The 20,448-nt window shown below is 59.5% G+C and carries 19 protein-coding genes; 6 read left to right on the top strand and 13 right to left on the bottom strand.

Annotated features, from left to right (window positions below; all coding sequences use genetic code 11):
- Positions 1–7: 7 nt before the first annotated feature.
- The 10 genes from HU727_RS16105 to HU727_RS16060 are packed head-to-tail and all read right to left on the bottom strand — an operon-like array spanning position 8 to position 10,998.
- Positions 8–1,144 (bottom strand): glycosyltransferase, encoded by a 1,137-nt coding sequence (locus tag HU727_RS16105; protein WP_186532538.1) that lies wholly within the window; start codon positions 1,142–1,144, stop codon positions 8–10.
- Positions 1,137–2,105 carry a glycosyltransferase family 2 protein gene (locus HU727_RS16100; protein WP_186532537.1) on the bottom strand — a complete coding sequence of 323 codons (969 nt, stop codon included), beginning with the start codon at positions 2,103–2,105 and terminating at the stop codon, positions 1,137–1,139. Before HU727_RS16100 ends, HU727_RS16105 begins: the two co-directional genes overlap by 8 nt.
- Complete coding sequence (locus HU727_RS16095; RefSeq protein ID WP_186532536.1) at positions 2,102–3,469, bottom strand: O-antigen ligase family protein; 1,368 nt, start codon at positions 3,467–3,469, stop codon at positions 2,102–2,104. The genes HU727_RS16100 and HU727_RS16095 overlap by 4 nt, the downstream gene beginning before the upstream one ends.
- Complete coding sequence (locus tag HU727_RS16090; RefSeq protein ID WP_186532535.1) at positions 3,466–4,557, bottom strand: glycosyltransferase family 4 protein; 1,092 nt, start codon at positions 4,555–4,557, stop codon at positions 3,466–3,468. The genes HU727_RS16095 and HU727_RS16090 overlap by 4 nt, the downstream gene beginning before the upstream one ends.
- Entirely contained in the window at positions 4,554–6,146 is a 1,593-nt protein-coding gene (locus HU727_RS16085; protein WP_186532534.1) for a GumC family protein, read from the bottom strand. Before HU727_RS16085 ends, HU727_RS16090 begins: the two co-directional genes overlap by 4 nt.
- A gap of 16 nt (positions 6,147–6,162) precedes the next feature.
- Positions 6,163–7,185 carry a polysaccharide biosynthesis/export family protein gene (locus HU727_RS16080; protein ID WP_186532533.1) on the bottom strand — a complete coding sequence of 341 codons (1,023 nt, stop codon included), beginning with the start codon at positions 7,183–7,185 and terminating at the stop codon, positions 6,163–6,165.
- Between the two features lie 21 nt (positions 7,186–7,206).
- Positions 7,207–7,854: a CpsD/CapB family tyrosine-protein kinase gene (locus HU727_RS16075; protein WP_186532532.1), complete on the bottom strand. Its 648-nt coding sequence runs from the start codon at positions 7,852–7,854 to the stop codon at positions 7,207–7,209.
- Positions 7,854–8,600 carry a sugar transferase gene (locus HU727_RS16070; RefSeq protein WP_186532531.1) on the bottom strand — a complete coding sequence of 249 codons (747 nt, stop codon included), beginning with the start codon at positions 8,598–8,600 and terminating at the stop codon, positions 7,854–7,856. Before HU727_RS16070 ends, HU727_RS16075 begins: the two co-directional genes overlap by 1 nt.
- Before the next feature lie 14 nt (positions 8,601–8,614).
- Positions 8,615–9,649, bottom strand: a complete 1,035-nt coding sequence (locus tag HU727_RS16065; protein ID WP_186532530.1) for an NAD-dependent epimerase — start codon at positions 9,647–9,649, stop codon at positions 8,615–8,617.
- Positions 9,646–10,998, bottom strand: a complete 1,353-nt coding sequence (locus tag HU727_RS16060) for a UDP-glucose dehydrogenase family protein (protein ID WP_186532529.1) — start codon at positions 10,996–10,998, stop codon at positions 9,646–9,648. Before HU727_RS16060 ends, HU727_RS16065 begins: the two co-directional genes overlap by 4 nt.
- Positions 10,999–11,386: 388 nt before the next feature.
- Here HU727_RS16060 and HU727_RS16055 point away from each other — a divergent pair, with 388 nt between their 5' ends.
- The 6 genes from HU727_RS16055 to HU727_RS16030 all read left to right on the top strand — a co-directional run bounded on the left by HU727_RS16055 (position 11,387) and on the right by HU727_RS16030 (position 18,045).
- Positions 11,387–13,084, top strand: coding sequence for a sulfatase-like hydrolase/transferase (locus HU727_RS16055; RefSeq protein WP_186532528.1), 1,698 nt, complete (start codon positions 11,387–11,389; stop codon positions 13,082–13,084).
- A 231-nt stretch (positions 13,085–13,315) separates the two neighbouring features.
- Positions 13,316–13,969, top strand: coding sequence for an ABC transporter ATP-binding protein (locus HU727_RS16050; protein WP_186532527.1), 654 nt, complete (start codon positions 13,316–13,318; stop codon positions 13,967–13,969).
- The gene (locus HU727_RS16045) at positions 13,966–16,437 is read left to right on the top strand and encodes an ABC transporter permease (RefSeq protein WP_186532526.1); all 2,472 of its coding nucleotides are present in this window, start codon (positions 13,966–13,968) and stop codon (positions 16,435–16,437) included. The genes HU727_RS16050 and HU727_RS16045 overlap by 4 nt, the downstream gene beginning before the upstream one ends.
- A complete protein-coding gene (locus HU727_RS16040) occupies positions 16,427–17,494 on the top strand; it encodes a lipocalin-like domain-containing protein (RefSeq protein ID WP_186532525.1) in 1,068 nt (355 codons plus the stop codon). Before HU727_RS16045 ends, HU727_RS16040 begins: the two co-directional genes overlap by 11 nt.
- A gap of 96 nt (positions 17,495–17,590) precedes the next feature.
- On the top strand, positions 17,591–17,833 hold the full coding sequence (locus HU727_RS16035) for a hypothetical protein (RefSeq protein ID WP_186532524.1): 243 nt from the start codon (positions 17,591–17,593) through the stop codon (positions 17,831–17,833).
- 11 nt (positions 17,834–17,844) lie between these two features.
- Positions 17,845–18,045: a hypothetical protein gene (locus tag HU727_RS16030; protein WP_186532523.1), complete on the top strand. Its 201-nt coding sequence runs from the start codon at positions 17,845–17,847 to the stop codon at positions 18,043–18,045.
- A gap of 514 nt (positions 18,046–18,559) precedes the next feature.
- Here HU727_RS16030 and HU727_RS16025 read toward each other — a convergent pair.
- The 3 genes from HU727_RS16025 to HU727_RS16010 all read right to left on the bottom strand — a co-directional run.
- Positions 18,560–19,387, bottom strand: coding sequence for a glycosyltransferase family 2 protein (locus tag HU727_RS16025; RefSeq protein WP_186532689.1), 828 nt, complete (start codon positions 19,385–19,387; stop codon positions 18,560–18,562).
- A 325-nt stretch (positions 19,388–19,712) separates the two neighbouring features.
- Positions 19,713–20,018 carry a hypothetical protein gene (locus tag HU727_RS16015; RefSeq protein ID WP_186532522.1) on the bottom strand — a complete coding sequence of 102 codons (306 nt, stop codon included), beginning with the start codon at positions 20,016–20,018 and terminating at the stop codon, positions 19,713–19,715.
- A gap of 3 nt (positions 20,019–20,021) precedes the next feature.
- A partial coding sequence (locus HU727_RS16010) for a hypothetical protein (RefSeq protein WP_217847134.1) occupies positions 20,022–20,448 on the bottom strand: 427 nt, incomplete at its 5' end.

The raw sequence follows: 20,448 nt of genomic DNA, 5'->3' as shown, positions 1-20,448 counted from the left end.
AGTCCTCTCAACGATTCTGGTCAGGATTCCACTGTGCGTACCGTTGCCCGCGCAGGAACTGCCACAGGCCGACGCTCATGCCTGCCAGCGTGACCAGCAGGAATGCCGCGAGGCGGAAAGGTTTGGGTAAACGGTGTTGCGAATCCAGCAGGCCGGCGATCGCAATCGAGTAGCCAATCAATTGCCCGGCCAGGCTCAGGCGATAGAAACCGTGCTCGTTCCACAGCCAGAAATTGCTCAGCAGCAGTGGCAGCAAGAGCACCGGCGCCAGTCGACGGATCAATTTGTGGCTGATCAATGCGATCGAATACAGGCCGTGCTTGAACGGATTAAGCAGCTCGCTGCGTTGCGCCAGGCTCTGCAGACCACCGACGGTGACCCGCTGGCGACGGCGCCATTGCTTGTCCGCTTCGTCGACGCCCTGGTCGATCACCTGGGCCTGGGGCACGTAGACGATACGTTTGTGCGCCACTGGTGCGCAGGTACTGATGAAGAAGTCGTCGTTGACCTCGGACGGCACGTCCTGGAACAACTCGCGGCGCAGCGCCAGAAGGGCACCATCGGCCGACACCATGCAGCCGGTGCGATTTTCGACCCGGCGCAACCAGCCTTCATAATGCCGATAGAGGCTGTCGCCGATGCTCAGGCCACCGCCGGTGACGGGGATCACCATGTGCCCGGCGCAGGCACCGACTTGCGGATCGCTCAACGGCGCGAGCAAGTGGCCGAGGGTGTCGCGCGACCATTGGTTGTCGGCGTCGGTGAACACCAGAATGTCGCCTGAGCTTACGGCGACGCCGGCATTCAGTGTGGCGGCTTTGCCCTGGCGCGGCAGGTCGAGCACGGTGATGCGCGGATCAATCACTTTGTGCGCGCAGGCCACGGTGTCATCGGTCGAACCGTCGCTGGCCAGAATGATCTGCAGCGCGGCGGGCTGATACTCCTGGGCCAGCAGCGTGCGCAACTTGTGCTCGATGTGCCGCGCCTCATTGTGCGCGGCAATGATAATGCTGATGTTCAGCGGCGGTGCCACGGCATGTCGCCAGGCCGGGAACAGCGGGGCCAGCAGCGTCAGCAGCAGCGGGTAGCCGATGTAGGCGTACGCCGGCAGCAACAGGCACAGGCAAAAAATCAATTCAGCCACGGGCGGGCCTCCTGGCGTTCCAATGACACAGACCGAGAATCAATGCCGCACTGGCCAGATGCAGGCGCACCCAGTGCAGGCCCCAGAGTTGCAAGGTCAGGCTGACATCAAGCTGGCGGATGCTTTGCCGCATGCTGAGCAACAGACTTGGCAGCAGGCCCAGCATCAGCAGCATCAATGCCTGATTTGCATAGCCCGTGAGCAGCGCCATGATCGCCAGAGCATCGAGCAACCACACCAGCGCTGACAGCAACGGAAAACGCAGTAGACGCAGGCTCAGGCCGTGACTGCGCAGCAATTGCAAGTGACTGCCCTGACGCCACAGTTCCTTGCCGATCCATTCGCGCCAGGTCATTTCATAACCCCAATGCAGGGCGACGCTGGTGTTGACCGACAGCAAGCGAGCCCCTTGTCTGTGCAGACGCAGGGTGAATTCCTTGTCCTCACCGGTGCGCAGGGATTCGTTGAATCCGCCAACCTTGTCGAACCACTTTTTGCGCATGAGCAGGTTCGCGCTGGGCAGCCACTGCACGGAGCGACTGGCGCGGCTCGGCGAGCGCCAGGAGCGGCGCTGCCACGCGGCGGCGAACCATGGCGCGGCGGCGGGGGTGTGCAAGTCCAGGCCGAAGACGTCGCCCTGGTCGCCTGCAGCCAGGGTGAATAGCTGATTCAGCCAGTCTTTGGGCATCTCGATATCGGCATCGATGAACGCCAGCCATTCGCCGCTGGCAGCCGTTGCGCCCCGATTGCGCAAGGCGCCGATCAGCAGGCCGGGCAGCACCAGAACCTGCGCGCCGAATGCGCGGGCAATGTGAGGCCCGTCGTCAGTGGAGCCATTGTCGACCACGATCAGTTCACAGTTGATGTCGGCAGCGTTGGCGGCTTTGCGAGCGGCCAGCAGGGTGCGGCCGATGTGACGGGCCTCGTTGTACATCGGAATGACAATGCTGATCCGGCTCATGCCCTGGCCTCCGTCAGCGTTGCCTGCTCGGCTTTCAGACGCAGCACCCAAGTCAGCGCAAGCATGATCCACAGGTATTTCAGGTTCGGCGCGCTGAGGAACATCAGGAACAACGTCAATGACAGAAAACTCATTCCAAGGTGGGTAACCAGGTCCGCGTGCTGCCACTCGCGCCGCTCAAGCCATGCGCGTCGTGCGCGGATCAGGTTGTAGAAACCCTGCACGAGCATGCCGACAAACAACAGGCCGGCGGGAATACCCAGTTCGCTGAAAATTTCCAGATAAGTGTTATGCGCCCGACGATACAGATCGCCGATCTTGCGGTTGGCCGAGAACGCCTTGGCATAACCGGTGGTTGCGTAGTGCAGCGGGAAGGTACCGGGGCCAGAGCCGAGCAGCGGATGCTCGCGGATGATCTGGCTGCCGACGACAATGTAGGAAGCGCGCCGGCCGAGGGATTCATCCTGGGCCTTGGCCCCGGCGCTCAGGATACTCAGCGACTGGATGCGCGCCAGATACCCGGCAGGCATCGCATAAATCGCCAACGGCAGCACGATGGCGGCGCCGAGCATGGCGAAGCCGAAATGCCGTGGACGAATGCGTGTGAGCTGCTGGCGGTAGTGCCAGACACCGATCGCCAGACTCAACGCCAGTACCACCAGCCCCGAACGCGACTCGGTTTTCGTCATGCCGCCGAGCAGCAAGAGGCAGCAGCCGGCCCAGAACAGACGGTGCAGCAGATTAGGGCTGCGAATCACCAGGAGCAGGCCCAGCGGCACGGCGAAGGCGATCAGCAGGGCAAAGGCGTTCGGGTCTTCGAGCAGGCCGGCGGCGCGGCCCTTGTCCTGGAATTTGCTGGAAAACATTGCCATCGCGCAGGTCGCGCTGACGCTGAGCGTGACGAGCCGGGCGAACAGATCGAGGTTCAATTCACGGCCGACCAACAAGGTGATCACGAACAGGATCAGCCCCACACTCAGCTCACGCAGATGACTCTGTGACATGCCCAGATTGTCGGTGGTGAGCAGGCTCAGCATATACAGCGCCATAAAGCCGACCAGGTAGCGCCACAGATTGCTGCGCAGGCGGTGCGATGGAATCTGATGCAACGCCAACTGCAACACCAGGATCAGCGCCAGCGACGCACCGAGAAATTTGCTCCCGGAAAACGCGCTGTCCTTGAAGAACCCTTCAAACGGCACCAGCGCGGCAATGCCCAGCAGGCCCCAGGACGGTTTGCGGTATAGCACTGTGAATGCCAGCAGCCCGAGCACCGCCCCCGGCGCCAGAAATGGATAAGGACTGGCCAGTAAAGCCAGGCAAACCAATGCCAGCAGACTGACCATCGAGAGCGGGAAAATCATGCGCGTGCCTCCCGTGCCGTGTGGATGTACAACTGCGACCAGTGTTCGGCCAGAGCCTTGAGGTCGTAGCGGTCCTGTTGTGTGCGTTTTGCGTTGTCGCGCAACTGCGCGGCGAACTTCGGTTCCGCCAGCAATGTGTCGAGCTGGCGGGCGAGGGCGGCGGTGTCGGTCGGCGCGGCGAGCAGGCCGTTGTGGCGGTCCTGCAAGACATCGGGAATACCGCCGACCGCGAACGCCACCACCGGCACACCCGCCTGCATCGCTTCGAGCAGGATCATCGGCGTGCCCTCGGTGCGCGAGCTGATCACCAGCGCATCGAGCTGCTGCCACCAGCCTTGCATTGCCGTCTGATAGCCCGGCAAGCGAATCCGCTGCTGCAAACCGGCCGCAGCGATGCGCGTTTGCAAGGCCTCACGTTCCGGACCGTCACCGAGCATCACGCCATCCAGTTGCGGGTGCTGATGACACAACGCAATCAGCGCATCGAGGAACAGATCCGGGCCTTTTTCGCTGCTCAACCGACCGACGTAACCGGCCAGCCAGCGCTGCCGATTCGCCGCTGGTTGCAGGGCCTGCGCCGCTGGCAAACCGTTGGGAATCACCTGCAGTTTCTCCGCTCGCACGCGGGCCTCACGGTGCAGCGCAGCGATGCTTTCGGCCACGCAAACCACTTTGTTCACCGACGCCGTGCGGCACAGTTGCAGGCTCAGCCAGGTGTAGAACTTCTGCTTGCGACTGCGCGGGGTGAAGCCGTGTTGAGTAATCACCAGTGGCAGGCGCAACAGCGTTGCCCCGACCCATCCGAACAGCAGTCCTTTGAAGTTATGCGTATTGATCAGCGGTTGTTCGTTTCGCCGCTGGTGCAAATGCCGCAGCAGTCCACCGAGCCCGGCACAGCCGCAGGCGTCCACCCCGGCGTCACGAAAGCGCTCGATCAAGGCTGGTGGAGCGTCGAGGAACAGCACTTGGTGCTGCCCCGGCGTCGCCAGGCAGTGATCCAGCAACATCCGCTCGGCGCCGTAGAAGCCGCCGCTGCTGAGCAAATGAATGATCGGCAGCGCGACGCTCGGGGTGGACGCCGCGTTCAATTGCGCACCCAGTGAACCAGGCGTGGCATGGTCCAGTGCTTGTGCGGATTGCCGGCCTGCGGCGTTTCCTCGTTGAGCACCAACAGGACCGGCAGGCCCAGTTCATGGCTGATTTGCGCCGGATGCTTGAAGCGGTGATCGAAGAACTCACGCACGTAGACGAAGGCGATCGCCAGTAGCAGGCCAGTAAACAGACCGAACGGAATAATCAGCAGTGGTTTGGGGAAAGCTGCCTCGGTCGGTTCGTACGGCGGACTCAGCACTCGGGCATTGGACAAGTCGTTGTCCAGCGCACGCGTCGTGCTGCTTTCGGCAAAGCGTTGCGCATAGGTCGAGAACGCCGCGTGCAGCGCGCCGATCTCGGTGTCCATCTGGCGCAGCTTGCTTTGGGTTTGCTGCAATTGATGAATTCGATTCTTGAACTCGGCAATGCGCGCGGTTTTCTGCTCGATGACCTGGCTCACCACCGAAAGATCGATCGCACGTTCCTGGATGCGGTTGTTGACCACTTTGAGGAACTGCTGACGTGTGCGGGCAATTTGCTCGCGGGCCAGTAACATCGGCTCGCTGCCAGGCTGGAATACCGCGAGGTCGTTCATGTAGCGGCTGACCTGAGTGGTCAACTGCTCGCCCATCTGCCGGATCTCGCGATCCTCGAACGCGATGTTGTCAACCGTCGTCGTGAAGGTGAACGGGAAGGTGTAGTCATTGAGTTTGTTGGTGTTGGCGGCGGCCAGGCTGGCTTTCAGGTAATCGAGCCAGCGCTGGCTTTGCAGCAAGCGATCGCGATACAGGTTGAGTGCCTGCTCTTCGGTATTGATCGCGTTGAGGCGAAAGGTGATTTCTTCTTTCGGATCGGACGAACCGACAGTTTCCAGCAGGCTCAGTCGCGCGCCTTCCAGACCGTCGAGTCGCACCTGATATTGATGCTTCTTGGTCTCGTAGAACGAGTGTGGCAGCTCGATCGATTGCAACGCCTGACGATCCACCAGATAGTTTCGCAGCAGCGTGGCAACGAACGTTGTGCCTTGGGCAGGATCAGGGAAGCTGTAGACGATCGAGATGACATTGGAGCCCGGCAGGGTTTCAATTTTCAGATTGTCGATAGCGTCCTGGGTCAAGCCGTCCAGCGCCGTGTCGCGCACCGGGTCGGTTTCCATGCCCAGTGCATCACGCAGCGGATTGACCAGGTATTCGCGCAGCGGCGTGCTGACGTAACGCTTGAACGGTTCGCCGGCCAGCTTGCTGAGCATCCCCGGCGGCGGGTTGTACTGACCCTTGTCGCGCAGCTCGCTGATGGTCTGGCGAATCAGCGCCGGCGAACGGAGGATATTGCTCTCGGTTTCCATGTCCGCCAACGACGGCGGAATGAAGGTCGCATTGTCCACCGTGAGCGACGTGGTGGCGTCGCCCTGGGAGAGTTTTTTCGACTGCACGATCACCTGCGCGGTGATATCGAAGCTCTGTTTGAGCAGCAAAGGCAGCAGCAGAGCGATCACTGCAAAGGTCAGGAAGATGCGCTTCACCAGTTGCTTGTTGGCGAAGAAAATCCTGAAGAACTCGTGCAGGTAATTTTCTTTTGGGTTCATGTCGTTCACCTGAGAGTCAGTTGTCACTGCCTTTGTTGTCGACGCGGTAGCCGAAGCTGAAACCGACGCCCTGGAACAGCACCACATCAGCCAGTTGGCGGGCGAGTTCGCCAGCGCTGGCCAGTTTGGTTTTGGGTACGTAGAGCATGTCGTCCGGCTGCAGATAAGCGATTTGTGGCGCCTCACCGGACAGAGCCTTCTCGACGTCGTAGTTCATCGCCTGCACCTGATTGCCGTTGCGCCGCATGATCACCACCGAATCGAGGCGCGCCTTGACGTTGGTGCCCCGCGCCAGAGTCAGCGCTTCAAGCACTGACACCGGTCGGCGGATCGGATAGGAGCCGGGCTGGGCGACCTCGCCGAGCACATAGATTTCGTTGCCGGCGGTGGACTTGAGCAGCACGTCCACGGTCATCCGGCCCGGTAGTTGCGCGTACCTCTGGTTGAGGAAAGTCTCCAGTTGGTTGACGGTCATGCCTTGCAGCGGCACGGCGCCGATGTCCGGAAAACTCGCGTAGCCGTCGGTGCCAACGGTGATCTCCCGGCTCATGCCGGTGGCCGGGTGGTTCAACGCGCTTTTGAGGTTCTGCTCATTGCTCAGCGGACTCAGAATCTGCACCGAGAGCTGATTGCGGTTGGGCTGGAACAGTTGCTTGCGCTGATAGACGCGCTGGATTTCCTGACGGGCCTCGTCGCTGGTCAAACCGGCGATTTTCACCGAGGTGTTGGCGCCCGGCAGTTCGATGGTGCCGTCGGGCAGCACCAGTTGAGTGCCGTTGAGCTGGCTGGCGGCGGTGAAGTTCAAGCCGATCTGGTCACCCGACTGCACGCGGTAGGCGTCCGAGCCGCTGGTGCTGATATGGAAAATCACATCCAGCACATCTTTCGGGCGCAGGGTCTGCTCGACTCTCGGCATGTCGGTGGCCTGCGCATTGGCCGGTGCGGCGGTGAGAATATTCACCGGCATGTTGCGGGTCTCGGAAGTGCTGGAGCAGCCTGCAAGCGGCAGCAACAGCAGGACAAGCATTCTGGCGTTCATGGCGTCATCCTTTGCGTTCGCTTACAGGTTTTTGTAAAGCCATTTGGGCATGTAGTACTTGCGCCGGTTGAATACGCTGCCGACTACTTTTGCCCCGGCCTGGGTCAGGCGTTGCACGGCGGCCTGGGCGACTTCCCAGCGGGTGTCTTCGGCGCGGACGACAAACACCACGCCGTCGACTTGAGTGCTGATGACCAGGGTGTCGGCGGCGGAGTACACCGCGTCTCCGTCGATCACCACAAAGCGGTACTGGCTGCCCAACTGCTTGAGCAACGGGCTCAGGCGTTCGGGAGTCAGGTGCTCCAGCGTGCGAATCGGCCGGCCATTGGGCAGCACATGAAAGGGCAGGCTCGACACCTGCACCACGCAGTCCTGCAACAGTGGCGGGTTGTCCGGGTTGAACAACAGGTCGCGCAGGCCGCGCTCCTTGCCGAGGTTCATCTGCTGGGTGAGGTTGTCTGCCGACTGGCTGGCATCGACCAGCAGCACTTGGCCGCTGCTCATTTGCGCCAGTTGACTGGCCAGGGCCAGGGCGCTGGTGGTCGTGCCGGCGCCGGGGTTGGCGGCGGTCAGGAACAGGATCCGCAGATCGAGATCCAGCACGGTCGAAGTCAGGTTCGATTCGCTGGGACTGGCGATGCTCAGGCTTTTATTGGTTGAACCGTCCATTAGCTTGCTCCGTGGCCGCTGAATACTTTGAAGGGGGTTTTCAACAGAATCTTCAGATCAAGCAGAAGGCTCTGCTCGGCGATATAGCTGAGGTCCAACTCAACGCGCTGGTCGAAGTCGATGTTGCTGCGTCCGGAGATCTGCCACAGACCGGTCATGCCGGGGTAGATCGCCAGACGAGCGAGGTGATTGTCCTTGTAGCGGTAGGCGTTGAACGAGGTCGGGCGGGGGCCGACCAGGCGCATGTCACCGGTCACCACGTTGATCAGGTTCGGCAGTTCGTCGAGGCTGGTGCGCCGCAGAAAACTGCCGATGCCGGTGACGCGCGGGTCCTTGTCGATCTTGAAATCAATGGCGTCGGCCCCGTGTTTGTTCAGGTGACGCAGCGACTCCTTGAGTTCTTCGGCATTGCAGACCATCGTGCGGAACTTGAACATGCCGAACTTGCGGCCGCGATAGCCGGTGCGTTTCTGCACGAACAGCACCGGCCCCGGGCTGGCGAACTTGATGGCCAGTGCCACCCCCAGCAGCAGCGGCGAGATCAGCAGCAGAATCATCAGCGCGCCCAGGCAGGCGACCACCCGGTTGGTGCGTGACAGTTGCCACGGACGCCCGCCATCGCGGCCACTGAACCAGCCGCGACCCTGGCGATGGATCGCCGCGTCGAGGCGCATGCGATGTTCGGGGTCAATGCGCTTGTCACGGCGCATGTGTTGGATCGGTACACCTTGTTCATGTCCAGTCATGGGGGCCTCCGCATTCATTCAGCCGCAAGCGGCTTACGGGCAGTGGGGTAGTAGTCGCGAAACCAGGCGATGAAGCGGCCCAGTCCTTCTTCCAGTTCTATCCGGGGCTGGAATCCGGTGGCCTGGGCCAGATCGCTGGCTTCGGCGCAGGTGTTGAGCACATCGCCCGGTTGCAGCGGCAGCAGCTCGACAATGGCTTTCTGACCGAGGTGTTTCTCCATCAGAGCGAGGTAGGTTTTCAGCGCGACCGGCTGCTGCCCGCCGATGTTGAACAGTCGCCACGGCGCCATGCTGCTGGCCGGATCGGGCTGCTCGCGGTCCCACAGCGGATTGGCGCGGGGTGGCTGATCGATGAGGCGGGCGATGCTTTCGATGATGTCGTCGATGTAGGTGAAATCGCGCTGATGCTCGCCGTAATTGAACAGCTTCAGCGGCTCGCCTTCGCTGATCGCCCGGGCAAACTGGATCGGCGACATATCCGGCCGGCCCCATGGCCCATAGACGGTGAAAAACCGCAGGCCGGTGCAGGGAATGCCAAACAGGTGGCTGTAGCTGTGCGCCATCAGTTCATTGGCTTTCTTGGTCGCGGCATACAGCGACAGCGGATGATTGACGCCATCTTTAACGGAGTAGGGCGTGTGCTGGTTGGCGCCGTATACCGAGCTCGACGAGGCGTAGATCAAGTGCTCGACAGGGTTATGCCGGCAGCTCTCGAGAATGTTCAGAAAACCGTTGAGATTGCTGTCCAGATACGCCCGTGGATTGTCCAGCGAATAACGCACCCCGGCCTGCGCGGCCAGATGGATCACCACTTGCGGCTGTTCGCGGGCAAACAATGCGTCGATGGCCGAGGCGTGGGCCAGATCAACCGTGGCGAGCGGAAAATCGCCAACCTGCTCGCGAACCCATTGCACGCGATCGTGCTTGAGCTGCGGGTCGTAGTAGTGGTTGAAATTGTCCAGGCCGACCACCGAATGCCCGTCTCGCAGCAAACGCAGTACGCAATGGGCACCAATGAAACCGGCCGCACCGGTCACCAGGATTTTCATGGCCGCAGCCCTTCGGGCGCGATGTGACGCAGGCCGATGCCGCTGTAATGCAGGCCTGCAGCTGCCACTTGTTCAGGGTTATAGAGGTTTCGGCCGTCGATGATTACCTTGGAACGAAGTTTCTCGGCGAGCAGCTCGAAATCGACCACGCGGAAGTTTTTCCACTCGGTGCAGATCACCAGCGCGTCGGCATCTTCAAGGGTATCGTCGCGGGTCGCGCACAGGTGCAGGTCATTGCGGTAGCCATAAATGCGCCGGCACTCGGACATGGCTTCCGGATCGTAGGCCTGTACGCTGGCGCCTTCGGCCCACAATGCGTCCATCAGGAAACGGCTGGGGGCTTCGCGCATGTCATCGGTGTTGGGTTTGAACGCCAGGCCCCAGACCGCAATGGATTTGCCGGCCAGACCTTGCGGAAACTGCGCGCGCAATTTGCTGAAGAGGATGTGCCGCTGGCTGTCGTTGACATCGGTGACGCTGCGCAACAGTTTCAGCGGCATGCCGTTGTGTTCAGCGGTGTGCAGCAGGGCGCGCAGATCCTTGGGAAAGCACGAGCCGCCGAAGCCGCAACCGGGATAGATGAAGTGGTAGCCGATGCGCGGGTCGGAGCCGATGCCTTTGCGCACCGCTTCGATGTCGGCGCCCAGCAGTTCGGTGAGGTTGGCCAGCTCGTTCATGAAACTGATGCGGGTGGCGAGCATCGCGTTGGCCGCGTACTTGGTCAGCTCGGCGCTGCGGTTGTCCATGAACATCAGTTTTTCGTGATTGCGGCAGAAGGGGGCGTACAGCTCACTCATCTGCTCGCGGGCGGCGTCATCGCGGGTACCAATGATGATCCGGTCAGGGCGCATGCAGTCGGCGAGGGCGCTGCCTTCCTTGAGAAATTCAGGGTTGGATACCACGCGCACTTGCAGGTCGGTTTTGCCCCGACGCAGCAACTCGCTGTTGGCCGTGGCCAGGACTTGATCGGCAGTGCCGACCGGCACGGTGGATTTGATGATCAGCGTGCGATCAGCCTCCATCAGGTCGGCAATCTGCCTGGCGACATTGAGCACATGGCTGAGATCGGCAGAGCCGTCCTCGTCCGCCGGAGTGCCGACGGCGATGAAGATCAGCTCGGCGTGGGCCACCGCATCGCTGGCCTGGGTGCTGAACAATAAACGCCCGGCCTTGATGTTTTCTTCAAGCGTTGCGGACAGCCCAGGCTCACTAATAGGCGGAACCGCTTGTTGCAGTTGTTTGATTTTGTTCGGATCGATATCAATGCATAAAACCCGATGACCAACATCTGCAAGTGCGGCGGCTTGTATAAGTCCGACATAGCCTGTGCCAAATACGCTCACGTCCATCTGCGCACCCTCGATAGAGCGAAAAGAAGAAGTTCGGAAGAAGATAGTTAAAGGGGTATAGCGCAGGGTTTGGAAAGCGTGTCAGCAAAATGACATGTTGCATCTGTATAACACTTGAGCGTTTTTTGGCGATTAGCCATCAAGTCATTGTCGGGATTGAATTTGTTGTTTTCATGCAGATTTGTTCAGATTTGATTTAAGCGACAAGTGGTCGAAAGCCGCGAAAATAAAGACCTGCAGCGTTATTGGTGTGTCAGATTTGAGTCACCGTTTTTTTGACGCTTTATCTGAAAACCAGTCAGTTCTTGCGCTTTTTGGGACGGCTGCTAGTGTCAGGTTCTGACCGACAAACCTTTGACTTGTCGTTTTTCGCCCGCCCGGTATCCCCATGTACAAATATGCCAAAGAGCTGCTTTTAATTGCCTGGTTATTGATTTATGTCGACTATTACCTGGATCGGTTAAATGCTATCGGGTGGGGTTTTAATGTGCTTGTTTTTGGCGCGATGTTTTTGGCGCTTACGTTGGCGCTATATCTAACAGCCTATATACGCCAGGCACTCATTCGACATGCGTTCGCATTGGCGATGTTTGCTTCAGCGGCTTTCTTTGACGTCTATACGCGGGTCACCGCGGACTACCTGAGGTACAGCGATTTTGTCTCGCTGGTGTATTCCGGTGGCTTCATTCAGGAAGCGGCGTATCAATACAGGGATGCGATTCTGCATGCCGTACTCAGTGGCTTGCTGCTGTTGTTAGGCATCGGACTCAAGCCGCGCCATGGTCTGTTCATACCGAATGCATTGCGGGTGGCGGCGCCCATCGTTGGCGTTTTGATGCTCAGTGGGCTGCTTTTTTTGCGCGCAGGCGAGGGCGCCCGTGGCTTGCCCATCCTGTACACGCCGCTGGCCTATCTGAACCTGTTCGCCTACGAGGCGCTGCACGACACCGTAGGCCCGCGTGAGCCGGTAACGCTGGCGCGCAACGCACCCGCCATTGGCCATGACATCGTGCTGATCATCGATGAAAGCGTTTCCGGCAATTACCTCGACATCAACGCGCCGTTTGGCGTGCACAGCAATCTCAAGCAGGCACCGGCCGGTGTCGATGTGTTCAATTACGGCTATGCCGCCTCGATTGCCAATTGCAGCGCCGACACCAATGTCACCCTGCGTTACGGCGGCACCCGCGCCGATTACATGCGCATCAACAGCACGCTGCCTTCGATCTGGCAGTACGCCAAAAAGGCCGGGTTGGGCACGGTGTATATCGATGCCCAACGCACTGCCGGCAACCTGCAGAACCTGATGACCGTTGCCGAGAAAAACGATATCGACCGCTTTGTGCAATTTGATCAGACCAGCGTGCGCGATCGCGACATGGCCGCAGCGGCGAAGCTGATCGAATTGCTCAACGACGATCGTCCCGAGTTGATTGTGATCAATAAGGTGGGCGCGCATTTTCCGGTGCACGACAAATACCCGGACGCGTTCATGGCCTACCGGCCTACCTTGCCGCGCGGGCAGTTCACCGAAGTCGCCGATACCGGCGAGCGCACGGGTTTCAACGGCCAGCCGGATGACTGGGAGCTCTACCGCAACGCCTACAAAAACACGCTGTTGTGGAATGTCGGGGAATTCTTCGCCCGGTTATTTGCCCAGGCCAATCTAAGCAATGCGCTGCTGATCTATACCTCCGACCATGGTCAGGATCTGCATGAGCGCGGCAACCCGGGGCTCAACACCCATTGCGGCGGAGACCCGGTGGAAGAGGAAGGGCTGGTGCCGCTGGTGGTAATTCAGGGCAGTGGGCTGAAGACGCCGGACTGGTCGAAAAATCTGGCAGTGAACAAGGATCGCTCCAGTCACTACAACATCTTCCCGACGCTGTTGCAGTCGATGGGCTACGACCTGGCGGGCATTGAAGCGGTGTATGGCAAACCGTTGAGCGTGCCGACGTTGGATGAGTTCACCTTCAACTATCGGTTCAATGCGCGGCTGGGCGCCAAGCCCGAGTGGAAGCATATTGATCTGGGGAGCATCGTGACGCCGAAACAGGCGCCGCCGAGTGTGGCTTCGGGTCAGTGAATTTCGAGCAGTTCGAGCGAGCCTATTCGCGAGCAGGCTCTTTCTCACCCTGGAATACGATCCCTGTGGGAGCGAGCCTGCTCGCGAAAACGTCTGCGCAGGCGGCGAAAATTCAAGCGAATCCGCGATATTCCCATTCGTCCCATCCATTACAAGCATGCCCGATCTTCAGCGGACAAAACCTGCTCAAGGCCGCTATCCTAGGTCCAGGTTCACTGATCAGGTCTGCTCATGCTTGAGGTTCGCGACGTCTTCAAAAGCTATGCCACACCCCAAGGGCTATTGCCGGTGCTGCAAGGCGTCGACCTGACGCTGGGGGCCGGTGGCAGTCTGGCACTGATGGGCGAATCGGGCAGTGGCAAAAGCACGCTGCTGCATCTGATTGCCGGGCTCGACAAGGTCGACAGCGGCAGCATTCGCAGCGGCAAGCATCGACTGGAATCAATGAACGAAGCGCAACTGGCGAACTGGCGGCGCACGGAAATCGGCCTGGTGTTCCAGCAGTTCAACCTGATCGGCAGTTTGCGCGTCGAAGACAATCTGGCTTTTCAGGCGCGTCTGGCCGGGCGTCACGATTCGCGCTGGCAGGCTCATCTCGTGCAGCGGCTGGGTCTGGGTGATTTGCTGACGCGTTATCCCGAGCAACTGTCGGGTGGCCAGCAACAACGGGTCGCCCTGGGCCGGGCACTGGCCTCGCAGCCAAAGTTGCTACTGGCCGATGAACCCACCGGAAGCCTTGATGAGGCGACCAGCGATGACGTGCTGCGGTTGTTGCTCGAACTGCTCGACGACACGCCGACGACCTTGCTGATGGTCACCCACAGCCAACGCGTCGCCGCGCGGCTGGCGCAGCGCGTGGTGCTGTCCAACGGGCGGCTGGCGTGAGGGTTTGGCGTCAGACGTTGCGCGCGCTGCTCAGCCACTGGCGGCGTCATCCTGTGCAGTTTTTCAGCGTGTTGACCGGGTTGTGGCTGGCCACCAGCCTGCTCACCGGCGTCGAGGCGCTGAACAGTCAAGCCCGCGACAGCTACGCGCGGGCCAGCCAGATGATTGGCGGCGAACCGCAAGCCAGCTTGAGCACGCCGAATGGTGCGCTGTTTCCCCAGCGCTGGTTCATCGAACTTCGTCGTGAGGGCTGGCCGGTTTCGCCGGTGTTGCAGGGCCGGCTGACCCTCAAGGGCCACGAAGACCAGCGCGTGCAATTGATGGGTATTGAGCCGGTGTCGCTGCCGGCGGATTCTGCCGTGGCCGGGCAGGCCATGGCGATCGAGCGGATCGTCGAATTTTTCACCCCGCCGGGCAACACCTGGATTTCCCCGGAAACTCTGCGGCTGCTGGGCTTGCGTGAAGGAGACACACCGCCCACCGTGGGCGGCCATCGACTGCCGCCGTTGCTCGTGCAGAAAGACATGGCGCCGGGCCTGTTGCTGGTCGACATCGGCGTGGCGCAAGCCCTGCTCGAACAACCCGAACAACTGTCGCGTCTGTTGCTTCCCAAGGAGTTTCATCAAGCGTTGCCCGCCAGTTTCAAGGACCGCTTGCAGCTCAAAAGCAGCGGTGAAGAAAACAATCTGGCGCGGCTGACCGAGAGCTTTCATCTCAATCTCGATGCCTTGGGTTTCCTGTCGTTCGTGGTCGGCTTGTTCATTGTTCACGCCGCCATCGGCCTCGCTCTGGAACAGCGCCGAGGCTTGCTGCGCACGCTACGGGCATGCGGCGTCAGCGCGCGAATGCTGGTCGCTTGTCTGGTAGTTGAACTGGGTGTGCTGGCGCTGATCGGCGGACTGTTCGGCGTGATCAGCGGCTATTGGCTGGCCAGCGTCCTGTTGCCGGACGTCGCCGCCAGCCTGCGCGGTTTGTATGGCGCTGAAGTGGCAGGGCAACTGCGTTTGAGTCCCGTGTGGTGGTTCAGCGGTATCGGTCTGAGTTTGCTCGGCGCGTTGCTGGCCGGGGCCAACAGTTTGCTGCGGGCGGCGCGTCTGCCGTTGCTGGCGGTGGCCGATCCGCAGGCGTGGCATCAGCAATATACGCGCTGGTTACGCCGGCAGGGTTGGCTGGCGACGGGGCTGCTTGTGATTGCGTTGGCGGCGTTGATCTGGGGCAACAGCCTGAGCAGCGGTTTCGTGCTGATGGCCGGGCTCTTGCTCGGTGCCGCGCTGGCGTTGCCGGTATTGCTCAGCGCGTTGTTGACCCCGCTGCTGGGGCGCAGCCGTTCGGTGCTGGGCCAGTGGTTTCTCGCCGACTGCCGCCAGCAGCTGCCGGCCCTGAGTCTGGCGCTGATGGCGCTGCTTCTGGCACTCGCCGCCAACATCGGCGCCGGCAGCATGACTGCCGGTTTTCGCCAGACCTTCAACGACTGGCTCGGACAGCGCCTGAGCGCCGAGTTGTACATCAACCCCACCAACCCGGCCCAGGCCCGAGAGATGCACCGCTGGCTCAAGCAACAGCCAAACGTGACGGCGGTGCTGCCCAACTGGGAAGTGTCGGTGACGTTGCAAGGCTGGCCGGCCGATGTCTTCGGCATCATCGACCACCCGCACTATCGCCAGCACTGGCCGTTGCTCGATAACAGTGGCGGCGATCCGTGGGGGAAACTGGCGACCGATGATGCGGTGATGCTCAGCGAACAACTGGCGCGAAGATTGAAACTCAAAGCAGGCGATCATCTGAGCATTGCGACGCCCAACGGTACATGGTCGCCGCGCATCGTTGGCATTTACGCCGATTACGGCAATCCCAAGGGGCATGTGCTGATCAGCAGCGATCACCTGCTGCGCGGCTGGCCGCAATTAACGCCGAACCGTTTCAATCTGCGCATCGATCCAGCGCAGATTCCGGCGCTGCTGACTGCCTTGCAGACACGCTTTGAACTCGATGACAGCCGCATCATCGATCAGGCGCGACTCAAAGGCTGGTCGGTGCAAGTGTTCGAGCGCACCTTTGCCGCGACGGCAGCGTTGAACAGCCTGACCCTGGCCGTGGCTGGCGTGGCGCTGTTCATCAGCTTGCTGACCCAGAGCCAAAGCCGCCTCGGTCAACTCGCACCGCTGTGGGCGCTGGGCGTGACGCGCAAGCAACTGATGCTGCTCAACCTCGGCCAGACCTGGCTGCTGGCGGTACTGACCTTGCTCCTGGCGCTGCCGCTGGGTATCGCGTTGGCGTGGTGCCTGGATGCGGTGATCAATGTGCAGGCGTTCGGTTGGCGACTGCCGTTGCGGGTGTTCCCGTTGCAGTTGTTACAGCTGATGGGCCTGGCGTTGCTGGCGACCTTATTGGCCTCGGCGTGGCCGCTGTATTCGCTGTACCGCACGCAACCGGCTGACTTGCTGAGGACATTTGCCCATGAGGATTAATGGCGTCGTGCTGATGCTGGCGCTACTGCTCGCTGGTTGCGATCAGCCCGCACCTGAAGATAAGGGCTTTGCCGGCATGGGCGATCAGGCGCAGTCGTACACTCCTGTGGTGCCCGGTCGGGTATTCAGTTTCCCGGCCGATCACGGCGCGCATGATGGCTTTCGCATCGAGTGGTGGTACATCACCGCCAATCTCAAGGACCAGCAGGGCAACGACTTCGGCGTTCAATGGACGCTGTTTCGCAGCGCCCTCAAACCGGTGGCAGAGCAAGGCGGGTGGGGCAACCAGACAATCTGGCTCGGGCATGCGGCGGTCACTTCGCGCACGGTTCACCACGCCGCCGAGCGTTATGCCCGGGGCGGAGTGGGGCAGGCGGGCGTGCGCCTGGCGCCGTTCGAGGCGTGGATCGACGACTGGATGTTTGCCAGTCAAGCGCAGGATCCCTTGAGCGAGATGCAACTCAGCGCTCGCGATAAACAATTCAGCTATCAACTGCGCCTCACTTCCAGCCGTCCGCTGGTGCTGCAGGGCGACAAGGGCTTCAGCCAGAAATCCGAAGAAGGGCAAGCCTCGTATTACTACAGCCAGCCGTTTTTCCAGGCCAGCGGCACGTTGCAAATCGATGGCCAGACCTACACGGTCAGCGGCCCGGCATGGCTTGACCGCGAGTGGAGCAGTCAGCCGCTGACTGCCAATCAGACTGGCTGGGACTGGTTTTCGCTGCACCTGGACAGTGGCGAACACGTGATGCTTTATCGGATGCGCCAGAAGGATGGCGCGCCGTACGTGACCGGCACCTGGATCGCCGCCGATGGTCAGATTCAGACCTTGCGCAGCGAGCAGATCAGCCTCGTGCCGCAAGACACCGCCAAGGTCGCCGATCGATCCATGCCGGTCAAATGGACGATCCGTATCCCCGACAAACACCTCGACATCGCCGTCGACGCACTCAACCGCAACGCCTGGATGGACCTGCGAATTCCTTACTGGGAGGGCCCGGTTCACATCAGCGGCAGCCATCCCGGCCAAGGCTATCTCGAAATGACCGGCTACTGAGGACAGGCACCCGTCGCCTACCGCTAATGCAACTGTTCGGAACTCTCCCTCCAGCAAGAGGCTCTACCCGAAAACCCGCCATTTCCGGACTCATCCATGAGCGACGACCTGCAACCCCCAGACCTCAATACCTGGCAACGCCAGTTCGACGATCAAACCCTGTGGCAGCAGTCACCTGACGCGCACTACCTCGAACTGCAGCGCATCGCCGACGACCTGCTCGGACAAGGCGCCATCGACCTTGAGCAATGGCAGTTGTTGCGCGCCAAGGCAGATGATCTGCACAAGCACACTCCCGAGGTCAACGTTGCCCGCGAAATGGACGACCCCGAAGCCTGAGGACCCTCACCATGAACACAACCGTCAACCAACACGACAACCCCGATGAACCGCGCCCGGCCGGCGAAACCGAACGTGATAATGACGCCCTGCGGCCGACCGATCCCAAGCAGCGACAGGACAGCGGCAAAGGCACTGCGAGCGGCGAATCCACCGCCCAGGAGACCGCGAAGCCACAAACCCGTGGACCACAGACGCAAGTCAAGCCCTGAACGGCGTCTATGCTCACTGGCAAGCCCGCCGCTGAAGTTGATGTTGCCGCCGGGTGTCGCCTTATTAGGCCACTCTCAAAGAGGGTGATCTGGTGACGATCGAGGTGCAGCGTTCAGTTAGATTTGAAAGTCGGGCAGAGCGTAATTGTCACTTACACCGATATCCTGAAAGTCACCAGTCAACACGATAGTTGAGTATTAACTCTACAATATGGTTTTTCTTGTACAACTTTGTGTGCGGAAACAATCTTATAAACGTTTTTTGTTGGACAATTATCGGGAAATATCGGTGAACACAGTTTTTAACTTTTCAGTTCGAAAATTTCATGTTTCCGCTGACGACATATTCACCGTATTCAATTAAAATCCACGGCGTTCGCCCAGTGTCAGGGCTCTTTACCGGTGCATGGATTGCCAGGCCATTACACTGGGCGAACTCACAACGATATGTGTATACAAAATTTGAAAACAAAAAGGGCGACTTTGAAGTCGCCCTTTTTTTTGTGGCCGGATTTCAGGTCGAGGCGTGCATGCCGGATTTGCCTTGCTGCCCCTGAAAACGCTTGAGGGTTGCCTGATACATTTTCGTACGGCGATGGTCCTTGCCGTAAGTGCCCGCCGCTGCGACCGTACCGGCCTGGATGTGATCCAGATAGCGGAAAATCTTTCGCGGCGAGAGAAACCTGATGCCGTAGCCCAACTCGAGCATCTTATCCTGCAAGGTATAACCCGGCACTCGATCGTCCATGCAGAAGTGCAGCCCGTGCGACTTCATCAAGCGTGCATTCCACAGCGTGCAGAAACTTTTCAAATGTGTTTCTTTATAAGGCCGTGGTTGTTTCGAGCGCAGGCCCAAGGAGACTTTCACACGGCGGACATGGTGCTTGCAGAAGCGTGAAGTTAAACGCCAGGTGTCACGCAGCAGCCCACGGTCAAGTTGCTCAACACAACCGACCGCCGCCATCTCCGCACTCTTCGTGCACTCGCGCATCATCATCGAGAACACTTCCATGTCGTAGACAAAGGTGTCGGTGTGCAACAGAAACAAGTAATCGGTCTCAACTTTCTCCAGCGCCAGATCCAGCGCCTTGCCATGGGCAATATGACCCGCTTCCTTGCCCGGCGACGGACGCTCGATCAGATTGATCCAGTCGAGGGAGCGCAAGTACTCAAGGCTGGCATCCGCCGAATCGTTGTCCACCACCCACACCGCAATACCCTGCGCCTGAACGTGCTCGCGCAACAATTCAAGGCACATCCGAGTGATATCCGGCGTTTTGTAATTGACCAGCACGAGGCTGAAATTGGGTTGCGGCTGATTCGGGAGATTGAAAGCTTGCATGTCGGAAGGACTCATCCACGGCTCATGACGACAGGGTTCATGGGCCGGGATGCTAGCGGGGGAAGCTTAGGTGAAGCTTAATTTGGAGGGTTGATTGAGAGTGCTGACGGGACGCAGGAAATGGAGCCAACAAACGAACCCTCTGCAGAGCGTCCCCCCCAAGGTTTGCTGCCGTCAGGTAGGAGGCAATGTTTGAGCTGGCCGACGCTGTCGTATTCATAGCGCAGGGTGCCCCAGCCTTGGTGCTCTTCGATGAGTCGGTTTTGCAGATTATATTTATAAGCGAGCGGCTAACGACCGTCGTCGACGCGAGCGCGTCGATATATCAAGTTTTTTTTACTTTATTCAATGTGCAATCTAATGCTTTTTCAAGATCGTTCCACGTTTTAGCCGTTTCGGTGTATATAGGAGATGCCCAGTTTTGAATCGCAATTAATGAGATTCTGAAGGCGCCGTGTTCACTGAATTCGGGATACCATCCAATGTCTATTATTTGCTCATGTGGAAGTAGAGCCTGGAAAAGATCTTCCCTTAATTCATCTGAGATGAGTGCGATTTCTGAGCCTGCTAGGCTGGATATTTCGTCAAAAGTTATCTTGCCGCCAAGATTTTTTATTTTTTCAATGTTCATGAATTATTTCTTATTTTTCGTTAATTTTCTAAACGATTCTTCTGATATTGGGTGTCTGTGTATTGTGTTTGCACTTAACTCTACCCTCATGTACGGCGTTTCTTTTCCGTCGTTGGCGCCTATGGTTTTTTCCATGTCAATTACTTTCCATGGTTTTCCATTGTTAACATCGTGACCATTTACGAACGCGTGCCGCTCTAACGCTTCGATATCCGTGCCGGGTAGATATTTAGCTGCACCTCCATTGGCGGTCGATTTCACAACAGATGGCCAAGGAGCCTTAGGTGCCACATGTTTATTGCCATGATTTGTCCATCGAACGTCAGGAGGAGGCGGGGCTCCGTCGCTTACCCTAGCTTTTTCTTCAGGTACTTCAGCGCTTTGTCCCGGAACCCATTTATCTCCGCCTGGACAAGTATTCAACCCTAGT

This window comes from Pseudomonas khorasanensis (assembly GCF_014268505.2).
GTDB lineage: Bacteria > Pseudomonadota > Gammaproteobacteria > Pseudomonadales > Pseudomonadaceae > Aquipseudomonas > Aquipseudomonas khorasanensis.
The sequence above is the reverse complement of the archived record's forward strand: the minus strand, read 5'-3'. Positions and strand labels throughout refer to the sequence as shown.

Coding starts and splice junctions, on each gene's coding strand:
- HU727_RS16035 (WP_186532524.1), top strand. CDS start 17,591: ATGAGCGACGACCTGCAACCCCCAGACCTCAATACCTGGCAACGCCAG.
- HU727_RS16055 (WP_186532528.1), top strand. CDS start 11,387: ATGTACAAATATGCCAAAGAGCTGCTTTTAATTGCCTGGTTATTGATT.
- HU727_RS16015 (WP_186532522.1), bottom strand. CDS start 20,018: ATGAACATTGAAAAAATAAAAAATCTTGGCGGCAAGATAACTTTTGAC.
- HU727_RS16040 (WP_186532525.1), top strand. CDS start 16,427: ATGAGGATTAATGGCGTCGTGCTGATGCTGGCGCTACTGCTCGCTGGT.
- HU727_RS16085 (WP_186532534.1), bottom strand. CDS start 6,146: ATGAACCCAAAAGAAAATTACCTGCACGAGTTCTTCAGGATTTTCTTC.
- HU727_RS16030 (WP_186532523.1), top strand. CDS start 17,845: ATGAACACAACCGTCAACCAACACGACAACCCCGATGAACCGCGCCCG.
- HU727_RS16095 (WP_186532536.1), bottom strand. CDS start 3,469: ATGATTTTCCCGCTCTCGATGGTCAGTCTGCTGGCATTGGTTTGCCTG.
- HU727_RS16100 (WP_186532537.1), bottom strand. CDS start 2,105: ATGAGCCGGATCAGCATTGTCATTCCGATGTACAACGAGGCCCGTCAC.
- HU727_RS16060 (WP_186532529.1), bottom strand. CDS start 10,998: ATGGACGTGAGCGTATTTGGCACAGGCTATGTCGGACTTATACAAGCC.
- HU727_RS16025 (WP_186532689.1), bottom strand. CDS start 19,387: ATGCAAGCTTTCAATCTCCCGAATCAGCCGCAACCCAATTTCAGCCTC.
- HU727_RS16050 (WP_186532527.1), top strand. CDS start 13,316: ATGCTTGAGGTTCGCGACGTCTTCAAAAGCTATGCCACACCCCAAGGG.
- HU727_RS16065 (WP_186532530.1), bottom strand. CDS start 9,649: ATGAAAATCCTGGTGACCGGTGCGGCCGGTTTCATTGGTGCCCATTGC.
- HU727_RS16075 (WP_186532532.1), bottom strand. CDS start 7,854: ATGGACGGTTCAACCAATAAAAGCCTGAGCATCGCCAGTCCCAGCGAA.
- HU727_RS16070 (WP_186532531.1), bottom strand. CDS start 8,600: ATGACTGGACATGAACAAGGTGTACCGATCCAACACATGCGCCGTGAC.
- HU727_RS16080 (WP_186532533.1), bottom strand. CDS start 7,185: ATGAACGCCAGAATGCTTGTCCTGCTGTTGCTGCCGCTTGCAGGCTGC.